This is a genomic window from Pseudanabaena sp. SR411 (genome assembly GCF_002251945.1).
In the GTDB taxonomy this organism is placed as follows: Bacteria; Cyanobacteriota; Cyanobacteriia; order Pseudanabaenales; family Pseudanabaenaceae; genus Pseudanabaena.
Genome location: NZ_NDHW01000136.1, coordinates 1 through 13949, shown reverse-complemented (window position 1 = coordinate 13949; position 13949 = coordinate 1). Strand labels below are relative to the sequence as shown.

The 13949-nt window shown below is 43.1% G+C and carries 11 protein-coding genes and 1 pseudogene; 10 read left to right on the top strand and 2 right to left on the bottom strand.

Features of this window, described 5'->3' with window-relative positions; genetic code table 11:
* The 3 genes from B9G53_RS27440 to B9G53_RS14475 form a co-directional block, all read left to right on the top strand.
* Positions 1-217: hypothetical protein (locus tag B9G53_RS27440; RefSeq protein WP_094533495.1), on the top strand; the 217-nt coding region annotated here is incomplete at its 5' end.
* On the top strand, positions 214-873 hold the full coding sequence (locus B9G53_RS14480; protein WP_094533493.1) for a hypothetical protein: 660 nt from the start codon (positions 214-216) through the stop codon (positions 871-873). The genes B9G53_RS27440 and B9G53_RS14480, both read left to right, overlap by 4 nt.
* 209 nt (positions 874-1082) lie before the next feature.
* Entirely contained in the window at positions 1083-2312 is a 1230-nt protein-coding gene (locus B9G53_RS14475) for a hypothetical protein (RefSeq protein ID WP_094533491.1), read from the top strand.
* Positions 2313-2364: 52 nt separating this feature from the next.
* Here B9G53_RS14475 and B9G53_RS14470 read toward each other — a convergent pair.
* Positions 2365-2785 (bottom strand): annotated as a pseudogene (locus B9G53_RS14470) (Uma2 family endonuclease); the annotation flags it as partial.
* Between the two features lie 118 nt (positions 2786-2903).
* On the opposite strand from B9G53_RS14470, the gene mfd reads away from it, so the two are divergent.
* The 4 genes from mfd to B9G53_RS14450 all read left to right on the top strand — a co-directional run bounded on the left by mfd (position 2904) and on the right by B9G53_RS14450 (position 9796).
* Positions 2904-6344 (top strand): transcription-repair coupling factor, encoded by a 3441-nt coding sequence (gene mfd / locus B9G53_RS14465; RefSeq protein ID WP_094533489.1) that lies wholly within the window; start codon positions 2904-2906, stop codon positions 6342-6344.
* A 271-nt stretch (positions 6345-6615) separates the two neighbouring features.
* Positions 6616-8373 (top strand): DMT family transporter, encoded by a 1758-nt coding sequence (locus B9G53_RS14460; protein WP_094533487.1) that lies wholly within the window; start codon positions 6616-6618, stop codon positions 8371-8373.
* A gap of 107 nt (positions 8374-8480) precedes the next feature.
* Positions 8481-9206 (top strand): hypothetical protein, encoded by a 726-nt coding sequence (locus tag B9G53_RS14455; RefSeq protein WP_094533485.1) that lies wholly within the window; start codon positions 8481-8483, stop codon positions 9204-9206.
* Positions 9207-9283: 77 nt separating this feature from the next.
* The gene (locus B9G53_RS14450) at positions 9284-9796 is read left to right on the top strand and encodes a hypothetical protein (protein WP_094533483.1); all 513 of its coding nucleotides are present in this window, start codon (positions 9284-9286) and stop codon (positions 9794-9796) included.
* A gap of 95 nt (positions 9797-9891) precedes the next feature.
* On the opposite strand, the gene B9G53_RS14445 is transcribed toward B9G53_RS14450, so the two are convergent.
* Positions 9892-10242 (bottom strand): hypothetical protein, encoded by a 351-nt coding sequence (locus B9G53_RS14445; protein ID WP_094533481.1) that lies wholly within the window; start codon positions 10240-10242, stop codon positions 9892-9894.
* A gap of 345 nt (positions 10243-10587) precedes the next feature.
* Between B9G53_RS14445 and B9G53_RS14440 the strand changes: the two genes are divergently transcribed.
* From B9G53_RS14440 to B9G53_RS14430, 3 genes are all read left to right on the top strand, one after another.
* A complete protein-coding gene (locus tag B9G53_RS14440; RefSeq protein WP_094533479.1) occupies positions 10588-10989 on the top strand; it encodes a pentapeptide repeat-containing protein in 402 nt (133 codons plus the stop codon).
* Between the two features lie 151 nt (positions 10990-11140).
* Positions 11141-12217 carry a PIN/TRAM domain-containing protein gene (locus tag B9G53_RS14435; RefSeq protein ID WP_094533477.1) on the top strand — a complete coding sequence of 359 codons (1077 nt, stop codon included), beginning with the start codon at positions 11141-11143 and terminating at the stop codon, positions 12215-12217.
* Between the two features lie 52 nt (positions 12218-12269).
* Positions 12270-13703: a hypothetical protein gene (locus B9G53_RS14430; RefSeq protein WP_094533475.1), complete on the top strand. Its 1434-nt coding sequence runs from the start codon at positions 12270-12272 to the stop codon at positions 13701-13703.
* The last annotated feature ends 246 nt before the right edge of the window (positions 13704-13949 follow it).

Sequence of the window (13949 nt, the reverse complement as noted above, 5' to 3'; positions counted from 1 at the left end):
AATGCAAGGAAAACCAATTTCACACCCGATCGGACGCTATTACTCATCGCGCACTCACCCTATGCCCGCTAATACTGAGGCATGGATCGAGCGCTTGCCAATGGCTCAAAAATTGCAGCTTGCAACTGCACTCATGCAGCAATGCACAACCGTTTTTAACAATGTTCCTACACTTTCAGTTTTGCGCCCAACTATCCAAGGAGATGATGCATCATGACTCACGAAAATGAATTTAAACCATTTCTGGTTAATGATCGCTCAAGTGCCTTAATCAATTTCATTGATGCAAGCCAGTTTTCAGAGAGCGAGTTAGTCGATGTGTATTTGGGTTTGTGCGATCGCCTGAAACATCTCATCGATCTTAATCCCACAATTGGCTTTGAAATTCCTTCTAAACCATTGGTAATTGAAGAGCCTCAGATTGAACCACCTACTCAAGAGTCACTGCAAGAAGGTTTCAAAGCCTATCTCAATGAATGCAAGTCAGAAGAAGAAATTTTATTTAAGGTTCTTCCCATTGAAGCATCAATGCTCTTGGGTGTTGTTCAGTCAGCCGTGATTAATCACGATATCCCAGAAAATATTGAGCGATTTTGCCGCAATTTTATCGGTCAATTTGGCAACCGCCATCGTGATAAATACCCCGCAATCGTTGACGCATTACTCAAAGGTTGGTCACCACATTATCAAGGCACACGCGAAGAATTTGACTTTTTAATGGGTGATTTTTCCACTGATGATCGCGATGATGTGACATTGGACGATCAATCATTCAAAGATGTGCCGCTAGGTAAATGGGTTCCTACCTTGTCAGATTTCCTAAACGGTAATGAAGAAGATGATGATCATGACTATGTAGACGATTTCGCTTAGACAACTCAGCAACGGGCGCGGTGATATCACCGCGTCGTCTGCTGAGTGTGTCCAAAGCACTCGGTATAGAGAGACGGTTTAAAACTAGAAGAAAGCCTTGCTGCTTCATATGTTCACAAACCGACTCTCTATCAACCTACAGAAAGAATTAAGCCTGAAGCGCTTCTGGGTGATTCCTAGGTCTATATCCACATAATCACTCGCATACTATGAATATCATCGGTCTAGACGTTGGTCGTAACAACGTCACAGCCTGTTTGCTGTCGGAATATCCCGAACAGCCGCTTAAGCATTTTCAGAATATCAAAAAGGACATTATCAAATGTCAAGCCGACGCGATCGGAGTACAGAAATTACTCGATCTAAAACCTGATGCCGTGGTCATGGAACCTACAGGAATTTGGTATAGCAATTTCTGGAAACATCTCGCAGACTTCCACAAAATCCCGATCTATTGGATTGGTCATGGCGACCTTGCAGCACAGCGCGGGGCATACGGTTTCAAGAATAAAACCGACCCAGAAGACGCATTTTGTCTAGCACTAACTTACTTTGACGATCGCTTTGTGGACATTCATGGGAACAAGAGATATCTAGAGTTTTCCACAGGCAAAGTCGCACTGGTTCGCGATTGGTTCTTTGAATGTGAGCAACTCGATAAACTGCTCAACTCAATGATTAATCAGGCAAGGCAAAGATTAACAATGGAGTTTCCAGAAATTGCACAAAAGCGCTCAAACATATCCCAGAAATTGGGCTACTCACCCATGTGGGGATACGTTGCTGGAATTAGGGAATATACCTTAATCAAGAACCTACACGAAAAAAGCGCCGCCCGTGCGATCGGAATTGAGATTAGCCAATACACCAAAAACCACGCAAAGCAAATTTGCGAACTGCAAAAACAACTCGATCAGAAAGAGCGTGACCTTGCTCTAATCATGCAATCCGATGAATTCGCGCCATACCTGAAAGTCTTTAAAGAGTTCGGTTTCGGACTTCGTAATCAAGCACTATTGCTGTGCCAATGTTATCCATTTGAAAGGTTTTTACTAGACGGAAAACCATGGGTAACTTACGACGACGGCGTAAATAAACAGGGTGTGCCAACATCCCAGAAACGACACCGATCGCTTAGGAGTTTCCAACTATTCCTAGGACTGGGATACACAGAAAAGCAATCAGGGGATAAAAAAGTCAAAGCCCTTGGCGGCTCTGATATCACCAGAGCTAGCCTTTATGCATGGACAGTCACATCTGTCCTACCCGATCGACGCTCTACTAGTTCACTAGGTAAGAAACTAAATGAGATTCACGCTGACGGATGGACTCTCAAAGGTTTGAAAGAATCAAAGATTTCTGGAAAACAGAAGATCATCAGGATTTTATTTAAAGTTACCCGTATGCTGTTTTACGAGCTTTATAAAAATACCCAGTAATGATTGAGGCGATCGCTAATTAGGTGATCGCCTTTTTTACGTGGTAGAAAAGGGTGTTAGAAAGAACATATTCTTCTAGACTATCTAGTTGCTGATAATCGGCAAACTTATCGCCTCTGTCAAATGCTTCCGTAGATTTTGATAGAACTTCGATAATTAGTTTAGGAAAACGCTTGTGATTAGGAGTTTGGACATCTCTAGGATCGCAAGTCACCATCACAGCTGGGTAATTAAAAGCGATTTAAAGAATCTATCTTCGCTTTCATATCTGACATATAAACTCGGCAACCAGATCCACGCAAATGGTTGCGGACAACAAAAGCCATATTCAAGGCGATCGTAACGTGAGGATCGTTGGCTCCAGCTATTGCATAAACATATCCATCAATATATTCATGTTTGATATCGCTTTGTTCCTCCATTTCGAGATATTCATCTGGAGATATGTAACTAAATTTTGGATTGGCAATCATGGCTTACTTACAGTGGGTTGCTAGTAGATATTTTTCAGTTTAACCTTCATCACTAAACGACTAAATAATATTGCTAAACTTTGATATATTGCCATTTTCTAATATTGTCTTTTAGCCCATGCCATTTTCCTCAGTAATTCGTTCATTAATTCGATCGCCTCTCACGGATGAACTAGAGAGTAAATTGGTGCGATCGCATCAACTCACGCTTTCGGGGTTATCGCGAGTAGGCAAAGGGATGGTTAGTTCGACCCTGAGCCAAAAGCAGGAACGACTAATGTTAGTTATTGCCGCCACGATCGAAGAGGCAGGTCGCTGGTCGGTACAACTAGATACTATGGGATGGCAGACTGTACATTTTTATCCCACTTCTGATGTCCTGCCCTACGAACCCTATGCACCAGAATCAGAGGTCGTTTGGGGACAAATGCAGATTTTGGCGGATTTAGTCAACTGGGATGAACGGGAAGGAGAAAAGAAAAAAGTAGCGATCGTCGCAACCGATCGCGCCCTCCAGCCCCATTTACCCAGTCCTGAAGAATTTAGAGAATATTGCTTATCCTTGGAAGTTGGCACAGAAATCACCCTGAAGAACATGTCAGAGAACCTGACTCTGATGGGCTATGAGCATACATCAACGGTCGAGACAGAAGGGCAATGGGGAAGACGTGGCGATATTATTGACATTTTTCCTGTTTCCAGTGAAATGCCTGTACGGATTGATTGGTTTGGCGATGAAATAGAACGAATTCGCGAATTTGAGCCTTCCACCCAAAGACCACTCGATAGCATTCCATCGGTGATGTTAGCTCCGATTAGCTATGGGCATATTTTAGGCAAACTACCAGCCAAAGATAGCAATCTAGAAGATGAATTTAGCGTTCAGGGGTTTGCAGTCCATCCCAAATCTACAGCTTCTCTATTAGACTATTTACCAACTTCAGAAAACTGTTTGGTTGTAATTGATGAGATCGACCAATGCAAAGCGCATTGCGATCGCTGGTACGAATCCGCCGAACAGATTTACTCCCTACTACCCACTCCCAGTGGGAGAGGGGCTGGGAGAGAGGGCAAACTCCATCGCTCCTTTGCTGAATGTTTAGAACAGATCTCCAAGTTTGATCGCCTCGAATTATTTGAACTAGGCGAAGAAAATCGAGGCGTGAATATGTCCAGTCGGTCGATTCCTGCAATTCCTCATCAGTTCGGCAAAATCGCCCAAACTATCCGTGACTACCGCGAACAGAAATATAAAATCATTCTCATCTCCGCCCAACCATCGCGCACAGTTGCTCTGCTGCAAGAACATGATTGCCAAGCCCAATTTATTCCCAATGTCCGCGATTATCCTGCGATCGACAAAACCCATAACCTCCGCATCGCCGTTGCTTTGAAATATTCAGGCATTGCCGAAATTCAAGGTTTTGTGCTGCCCACTTATCGGATTGTCGTGATCAGCGATCGCGAGTTTTTTGGACAACACGCCTTGGGTACTCCCAACTATGTTCGCAAACGTCGCAGGGCAGTTTCTAAACAAGTAGATCTCAATAAACTCTCCGCAGGAGACTATGTTGTTCACAAAAATCATGGCGTGGGACAGTTTATCAAATTAGAAAAATTGACGGTCAATAATGAAACTCGCGAATACTTAGTTCTCAAATATGCCGATGGATTATTGCGCGTAGTCGTCGATCAGATGTCAATTCTGTCGCGTTATCGGGGCATGAATGAAGGCAAGCCCGAATTGCACAAAATGACGGGCAAAACATGGACAAATACCACAGCTAAAGCCAAGAAAGCGATTAAGAAAATTGCCTTTGATTTGTTAGAACTTTACGCTAAGCGATCGCAACAGGTGGGATATGCTTTTCCGCCCGATAATCCTTGGCAACAGGAAATGGAAGATTCTTTTCCCTATCAAGCGACACCTGACCAATTGAAAGCAACTCAGGACGTTAAGCAAGACATGGAAAGTTCACGCCCAATGGATCGTCTTGTCTGCGGTGATGTGGGATTTGGCAAAACCGAAGTTGCCATTCGCACAATTTTTAAAGCTGTGACAACGGGCAAACAAGCGGCGCTACTAGTTCCGACTACGATTCTCGCACAGCAGCACTATCACAGTTTACAGGAGCGATATGCTGCATACCCCGTGAATATTGCGCTGCTTAATCGCTTCCGTACTACATCTGAGAAGAAAGAAATTTGTCGCAAGCTGAAAACTGGGGAACTGGATATTGTTGTCGGTACGCATCAACTTCTATCTAAAGATGTGGAATTTAAAGATTTAGGGCTATTAGTCATTGATGAAGAACAGCGCTTTGGGGTTGCCCAAAAAGAGAAAATCAAAACCATGAAAACGGAAGTTGATGTTCTCACCCTATCAGCTACGCCCATTCCTAGAACCCTCTACATGGCGATGTCTGGCGTGCGCGAAATGAGTCTGATTACGACCCCACCACCATCAAGGCGATCAATTATGACCCATTTATCGCGTTATAACCTTGAGCTAGTTCGCGCCGCTATTCGCCAAGAACTTGATCGCGGTGGTCAGATCTTTTATGTGGTGTCGCGCATTGATGATATTGAGGAAGTGTCGGCGCGAGTCCATGAAATGTTGCCATCGGTACGCATGGCGATCGCCCACGGACAAATGCCCGAATCAGAACTAGAAGCAACGATGCTCAGTTTCAACAGTGGCGAAGCCGATATGATGATCTGCACCACAATTATCGAATCAGGGCTAGACATTCCCCGTGTCAATACAATCATTATTGAAGATGCCCAAAGATTTGGTCTCGCACAACTTTATCAATTACGTGGTCGGGTCGGTCGGGCAGGCATTCAAGCCCATGCTTGGTTGTTTTATCAGGAAAAAGGTGAGCTAACTGATGTTGCTCGCAAACGTCTCAAAGCAATTCAAGAATTTACCCACCTTGGTTCAGGTTATCAATTAGCAATGCGCGACATGGAAATTCGTGGCGTTGGCAATCTATTAGGCTCTGAGCAGTCGGGTCAGATCAACACGATCGGCTTTGACTTATATATGGAGATGCTCCAAGAGGCGATCGCCGAAATACGAGGCTCAGAAATCCCTGAAGTCGATGATACACAAGTAGATTTGCCAATTACCGCCTTTATCCCTGCGGAATATATTCCTGATGGCGATCGCAAAATGAGTGCATACCGAGCCGTAGCCTCCGTAAGTTCTCGCCGCGAACTCACCCAAATCATCGAAGAGTGGAAAGACTGCTATGGAAATGTCCCCGCCCCTGCTATGCAACTTTTAAAAGTTATGGAATTAAAACTGATCGCTAAGCGGATTGGGTTCTCGCGGATTAAGCCAGAAGGTAAGCAACATGTTGTCCTAGAGTCTAAGATGGAAGAGCCAGCATGGAAACTCCTCCATGAGCATTTACCGAGCCATCTGCGATCGCGCTTTGTTTATAGTCTAGGTAATGTCACCGTGCGAGGCTTAGGCACACTATCTCACGACAAGCAACTTGATAGTCTGATTGAATGGCTTGACATCATGCATCTTGCCAAAGCTGAAGCTTAATTATCTAGAAAGCTATGCATCTCCTAAACACTCTCCCGAATTCAAAAAACAAAGGAAAGTTGCGGCGCGAAGCGCCGCAACTTTCCTTTGTTTTTTGAGACTGCTATAAACATTTTTCTGATCAACAAACAAAACAAAATATGTCAGATGCTCAAATTAGTGTTATAAAGTTCGCAAACTAGACGCAACCAATTAAGCCAATTAAAAAATTAGTGCCAAACTTAGTCCCTAGCGTTATTTCAGATGGCATTGTTACGAGGTGATTTCTTCAATGGAGAGCAATAATATTCGTAGTAATAGTAATTACGAGCAGACCCTCGCGGGAGTCACCAAGGACTTGTCAGATCTGCGGGCAAATATCTTGGGCAAACTCAGCCGTGAAATTTTGATTTTACAAGCCCAAAAAAATGCCCTAACTGATGATATTCAGCGCCTCCAGTCTCAGCGTAAAGAGCTAGAGGTGTTAACTGTCGCACAGCAAGGCATGAATCAGCAAGAAATCCAGCGCCAGCAATGGATCGAGCAACTTGCCCAAGCGATCACCTATCATTTAAAAAATGATGTGATCGTTACTAACTCAAAGGTACTCACTGATCATTCTGAGAATTTTGAGCAGTTAATGCTTAATCTCGATAGTGCTATTCGGACCACATTTCAGTCTCTACAGAGGGATGTGGATACCTATCAGCGTGATCTTGATGATCAAATGCAGCGCATGTATACCCAAAGACAGCAAGGCGAGTTAATGCTCTCGGCTCTTGTTGAAAGAATTGATGAATACTTACGGCGATCTTCGGGCGATCGCTACGGTGGGGGCAGTACAGGAGGAAATCCACCAATCAACTTTACGGGGACATCTGGTTTTGCGGGGGCGATCGGCACCAATGGCAATAGCGCTACGCCTCCTATTCCTAACGGCAATGCTAATTATGGGCAAATTCAGATCCCTACATTCAACAGTAGTCAATTTAGGCAATATGACCCAAATGACACTCGCCCCTATGCAGGTGATCCCACAGAACCATTTAACTCTTTTGAGTCAGCCCCTCCCATAACTCAACCTACTAAGCGTCTCAATGACTGGTGGTTGGGATTTATCTTAGTATTGGGCGCTTCCGTAGTTTTGTCCTTGCAGAATATTTTGGTAAGGGTGATTTTCTCCAATTCCAGTATTTTTGGACTGTTTAGTTTTGGGGGATTGATTAAAGCCACCGTCCCCAACTCCTTCATGTTGTTACTGTTGCGAATGCTATTTGCAACACCAATTATGTGGATAGTTGCTAAGTTTATTTTTCGGGTGGATGTATTACGTGACTTTCAACAACTACTCACGCCTAGCCGCAGATTATTATTCTGGCGGGTTGCTTTTAGCGCTTTACTGCAATTTGCCTCTTTTGCATTCATTTATGTAGCTTTAGGCATTTTGAATCCGGGATTAGCCGTCACCCTATTTTTCATCTTCCCGACAGTCACAGTCTTGATGGCTTGGTTGCTATTTGGCGATCGCCCTAGCAAGGAACGTTGGTTGGTAATTGGGGTGATTTATGTAGGCATTATGCTGACCTACAACGTTTTTGGCGTGAACAAGCCTGATACGTGGGGGGTAGTTGCCGCAATGCTTTCAGGAATTGCTTTCGCGGGCTATATCATTACCTCTCAGGCTTGTTTTAAGCAACTAAATCCTGTTTCTTTTACATCAATTAACTTTGCGATTATTTTGCTCCTGTGCTTTGGGACATTACCATTCACCTTGGCTTCGATTTCTTTTAATGGCTCACTTATCTTTATGTGCTTCCTGATCGCACTAACGACTTTAGGTGGTTATTTGCTGACCAGTTTCGGTACAAAGTTAATGGGGGCTGCTCAAGCATCAATTGTTAGTGCTAGTGGACCCGTATTTACCACATTTCTAGCCTTCACAATCTTGGGAAACAAACTAGATTTTATCCAGCTATTTGGGGTATTTCTCGTTACGGGTGGTGTGGGTCTACTCAGTTTACAAAACATGTACAAAAAACCTGCTAGATAATCGAAATAAATCAAAAAGGCGAGGGAGTGCGAAGCACTCCCTCACCTTTTTGAACTAAAATCCTGTAAAGTAGCTATTACAGTCCTTAGGGATAAAAGTGGCAATCAGTGGTCAAAACTTCACATCATCCAGAACAAGAATCAACTTCATCCCCATCGCAAGCTCAACAATTCATGCGATCGCTTTGGCGTGGACTTGCCCGTGAGCAAGGGTTGCCAGTATGGGCTTTGTTGGCGATTTTTTTGGTGATGTTGCTATTGTGGAACTGGCAATTAATCGCAGCCACCAGTGCGGGAATCTTTGCCATGATTGCGGTCTATGTGATGCAGGATTGGAACTGGAATGTGATTTTGTGGCGCATTCAGAAGTTTTTACAAAGTCCCTATCGGCACTTACCTTTATCGGTTGCAAGCGGTACGGTTACAGTTTTTCTGACCTATACAGTATTAGCTGTATGGTCAGACCAAGAAAATCATTGGTTAGCATCGGCGAGCATTTTACAGCTAGGTGCAACTTTAGGGATTTTAGTGTTGCTAGTGCGTCAGGCTTTTAGCCAATGGTTGAAACGTCAACAAGATAATTTTGATCAGCTTATTGCTCAGCTTGCAGTAAATGACGATCTAGCGAGACTAATTGCCATTAAGCAAATCAATCAATATGTCCAAGAGAATCGCTTGCCTGCTGCTCAAGAACGGGCGATCGCTGATTATTGCCAAATATTGCTAAATCGCGAAACAGAGACAACGATGCGTGAGGCAATCTTTGAGACTTTAGAGTCATTGCAATCGATTTCAGCCAAACCTGCACTTCAAAGATCAGCCACTAATATTTAGATGATTGAGCCGCGCTCTGGGCGGCTCAATCATCTAAATTCAAGATATTAATTACGATCAACGTTAACTAAAGATTCATGCTAACTAAAGATCAAATTCTCGATCGCCAAGTTGCTTTATTAGTTCAGAGTACCCCCGATGAAGAAACGGCTAGTGCCGTCAGTTTGATTGCGTCAGTACTAAAGGCGATCGCCCAAAATCTTAAACATACAATTTATTTTGTGATTCAAGATATTGAGGGGGGGTGGTTACTAACACCGCTTAGCAATCATGACAATCCTGAGCTGGAAAAAACGACGATTTATGCCTACTGCGATCGCACGCCTGCCAATATTGACCGATTACGATTAAATGACGAAAATCTCGAATGCGGAGAATACAACGTAATTGATATGCTGTTTCGCCTAATTGGGATGAAACAGGTGGACAGCATTGTATTTTTTGATCGATCAACTGATACGCAAAACGGGATTGAAATTGCGCGTACCGATATTGAAGAATTATGCGAAAAACAAATTAAACGCGCTCAGTTTGGACTGCAAAAGCTAAACGAACTTAAAAATAATGCAAATATTTCTAACATAGCTTAAGCGATCTGTGCTTGAAGCGAAACCAAGAAATTTCTTGGTTTCAGTTGACTGATAATTGCCATGAATAAGAAAAGGGACGCGAAGCGTCCCTTTTCTTATTCATGATCGATGAATCCACACATGACAGTACCATCGACAGAGCCTGTGCCACTTACTAAGCAAGCAAGATTATCTTTGTGGCTCATGGTTACAATACGGTCATAGCTATAACCAGTGAGCAGATTATCAGCGATCGCCATTACTTCAGGAGTGGTATTAACAGCAAGGATGATTTGATTGCGGTTAATATCGGCACTTTCATAACGAACTTCGGTTTGAGGAGCAGTAGGATTTTGATAGAGTGCGGCGACGATCGCTGTTTGAGCATTAGCTGACGCAGCAAATGCAAAACCTGAAATGGCGAAACCCGAAATGGCTAAAAATGTGGCGACGATTGTACTTTTCATGACTGCCTCTACTCTGCTTTCTCTAATTGCTTGCAACGAATTAGAAAATTAAACTTCTATAACTTAATTTTCTAATGAAAGTAGTAATTACTACTTCCTTCTATCAATTCAACCGACTGGGTGATCTTTAACTTGTGAGCGACTAACTCAATGAATTCATCATCAAGCTTTTTTTGATAATCGCAAGTGACACCAGATATCTACCCTTGTGATTGCGATCGCACTCCATAGTGATACAACGCTTTGCGCTCAAACCCAAACTTAGAAAGTCAAGCTGTGCTTTGCACAGCTTGACTTTCTAAGTTTTATACTGAATCAATAGACTAAACAACTAAAAACTAAACAATGAAAACTCTAATCAAGTCTTGCTTGGTAATATCAGGACTAATTTGCGCGATCGCCCCAATTAGTTGGACAGAATCCGCCTTAGCTGATCCCAACCAAGTCCGTCAAGTTTTGCAAACTAGAGAATGCCAAGGTTGCGATCTATCAAGGACAAAACTTAGTTTTGTCAACCTGAGAGGCGCGAATTTACGCAATGCAAATTTGTTTTCGGCGGATCTTAAACTTGCTGATTTACGCGAGGCTAACTTAATTGGCGCGATCCTTGATAAAGCGGATCTAAGGGGAGCAGATCTCACGGGAGCGGATTTGACAAGTGCCTATATGTCAGAAACTAACTTTTGTGGTGCAATCATGCCCGACGGACAAAAATCGAGCGAAGGATGCGCTCAAGCCCCAAAATAGACAATTCTCCATTACATTTGTGTAGAATTGTATGCAAAGGATTGAGAAAGTTGAAAAACTATTACTTAAACTCAATTAAAGCTTTAGGCTAGAGATTATTTGAGTTAATCTCACTTCCTTATATTTATTCGTCCAAGCGGAGTTCCGCCCTATGATTGACGCTATTATTATTTTCACATTTATCCTTGCGGGAGCAGGCACTGGCTTCCATGGCATTGATTTCTTACCACCAGAGACGATTTCCCATCTGAATATCCAAAATTTACGCTGGGTGACGCTTGGGGTAGGGTCTGTGGTCGGACTAATTGCAGGATTGATCGTCCAAAATACCTATCGCCGTATCGAAACGAATATTCGGTCAATGCCGCTTGAGACGATTTTAGGTCGTGCTGTTGGATTGGTATTTGGTTTACTGGTAGCTAACTTGATGCTAGCACCATTATTTTTGATCCCTATTCCCGACAACTTTGACTTTATTAAGCCACTCACTGCAATTTTAGTAAGTATTATCTTTGCCTATTCGGGGATGACTCTGTCAGATACTCATGGGCGTGCATTGTTGCGTTTGATTAATCCCAATAATGTCGAAAGTAGTCTCCTTGCTGATGGAACCTTGCGTACTGCAACAGCAAAGGTTCTAGATACTAGCACCGTAATTGATGGACGCATTCAGACTTTAATGGAGACGGGATTTTTAGAAGGGCAATTATTGATCCCCCATTTTGTGATTCAAGAATTGCAGACGATCGCTGATAGCTCCAATGATCAAAAACGGGTACGTGGTCGCCGAGGATTAGATATTCTCAACAACATGCGTGACCAGTTTAGCGATCGCATTACAATTCATTCCGCCGATTATGAAGACTTGCATACTGTTGATGCCAAGTTAGTCCGTTTAGCCCAAGAGCTAAGCTGTACCCTGATCACCAATGATTACAACCTCAACAAAGTTGCCAACTTACAGCAGGTTGAAGTTTTAAATATTAACGACCTTGCCCAAGCTTTACGCCCAACCTATTTGCCAGGGGATCTGATCGAAATTAAGGTACTCAAGGAAGGTAAAGAAGCATCGCAAGGCATTGGTTATCTTGAAGATGGCACGATGGTGGTGATTGAAGAAGGTCGTGAGTACCTCGGCAAACAAATTATTGTGATAGTCACTAGTGCTTTACAAACTTCGGCTGGTCGCATGATTTTTGCGCGTCACGAAGCGATCGCCACTGTGTAAGGCAAAAGTAAAAAGTAGAAAGTAAAAATTAATTACCAAGTCACTATCGCCTATGCAAGTTTTGCCCTCTCACTCACAGCGACAATTGGTATCGGGTAAAGTCGGGTGGGGCTGGCGGCAGGCGACTTATCCTATTTCTGCGAATTTTATTTTTGCAGGTTTGTTGATTCTCGTATTGGCGATCTCTCACGTAGTGCGACTACGTGATGCGAGTATTTTGGCGATCGCTAGTCTCATCTTACTTTTGGGCTTTGTGGTTGGGCTATATACAGCTAAATCTGTGGTTGAGGTATGCCGCCAAAACTCAGATTATTTATTTTCGCAATCGCAGTTAATTGGGATGACAGCCTATTGGTTAGTTTTAATCTTTGGGCTGAGTAACTCTTCAGAAACTTTTGCAAAGTTATTTATTGCGATGTGGTGGATTTTACCTGCTGCTATTTTCACAGGTATGGCTAGCTCTTTGGCTTGGCGATCAGGTAAATCGAAGACAGCAGCAGAAAAAAAGCAAATCATCGAAGCCGTTAATGCGGACATATTGAATGTAATTACCTATTCTGACCAGACGGTTTTGGTTAGTCCATCATCTCTCGGTCAGCAACCACGACAGTTTAATAGTTTGGTGCTAATCGTGTTGGGCTTTTTCTTTTGGACAATGCTCGACTTTTCCACAAATTTAAAGGCGATCGCGGCGATCACTTTGACAGCTTCTGGACTGACAGGATTTTTTACATGGCAAGCCCAATTGCGATCGCCTGAGAAAGTTTTACATTTGAAGTTTAGTGGCTTATGGGGGATTGGTGCGGAATATGTGATCGATTTACGCCCATTTTCAAGTCTATCGGTAGTTAAATTGCAAGAGGCGAGTGGCGAACTAAGCTGGATGCAGCTATCGGGAAATAACAGTGACATCACCATCCCATTAGCGATGACAATTGTGCCATCCAGCACCAAAGAAGGTACAAATCCAAATGATCAGTTAGGGCAAACCATTCGTGATCAGTTTCATCTTGCGAAACAAGAATCTGAGCGTGACAGTTTAGGGATGGCGAATGTATTACTGCCACAGGGTGCGGGAATTTTAGCAGGAACCGCATTTATCATGCTGGGGGGATTGCTTCTATTTATTTTCCCTTTACCCACAAACCTATCCGCAGAAAGCGCGATCGCTTGGCTTGGTGTTTGTCTAGTTAGTCCTGCGATCGCCAGATTTTTCTTGCAATTAGTTGCCCCCAATAGTTTACAAAGCGATCGCCTCAGCTATAACGCCAATCATTTACAATCATGGGAAATCGGCACAGCAATCTTATTGCTTAGCGCTTTTCTTTCGACTCAATCTACAGGGAAAATCGCGTCTTTGACCACATTCACATTCAGTCAATCATTGCCTTTACTAACGCTCATTTGTGGATGGCTAAGCATTAGTATCGGTGTTTGTATCCTCGCCTTTGTCCGCCGCACTCCCCTTTGGAATATCAATTATTAACCTCAGTTCGGGTTAGTTTCAAACCCTCTCTAGGAGCCAAAACAGTAAAAGCCTTGCGAAGCGAGGCTTTTACTGTTTTGGCTTTTAAAATTTTGTAGCTTATCCCGAACTCACGTTAATTATTGGAAACACAAATAAATTACTGGAGTCTAGACTAAGTTGATTAAGAAAATCAGAAAAAGAGCAGGAAGAAGCAACCCAGAGAATGGAGAACTGAGCAAATCCAAGAGAATGAAAAGGAGAATA